Annotated in this window: 1 protein-coding gene; it reads left to right on the plus strand. The window is 65.5% G+C overall.

Annotated features, from left to right (window positions below; translation table 11 throughout):
• The coding region (locus MKL11_RS30920) for a hypothetical protein (RefSeq protein ID WP_243950837.1) at positions 1-210 on the plus strand (210 nt) is incomplete at its 5' end.
• Positions 211-357: the final 147 nt, after the last annotated feature.

Raw genomic sequence — 357 nt, forward strand, 5'->3', positions numbered from 1 at the left:
ATGGTCGGCATCGTCCAGCCCCCCGCGTGGGGCCATCCTGGCATCGTGCTGAGCGTCTGCAATGAGTCGGGACCGGGTGCAACGACGGTGTCCGCTTCCGCCAACTATCGCCCAAAAGCGGACCGTCGCGAAACCACCCATCTGAGACGCTCGGGCGAGTGGTTCGCGGCGGCAGTTGCTGGCCGAAAGCGGAATGGCTGGTTCGGATAGGGCCCTACGTGACCTGACCGGTATTTTGGACCGAGCCGATTGAGAGGCTACTGCATGGTGGCGGTCATGGGTAGCCGGAAGGCCAGATCCGGGTAGCTGACGGGCGCTGGCGGCCGATAGCCCAGCGACGAATGCGGTCGGACGCGG

Origin of the sequence: Methylobacterium sp. J-077, from assembly GCF_022829365.1 — a bacterium.
GTDB lineage: Bacteria > Pseudomonadota > Alphaproteobacteria > Rhizobiales > Beijerinckiaceae > Methylobacterium.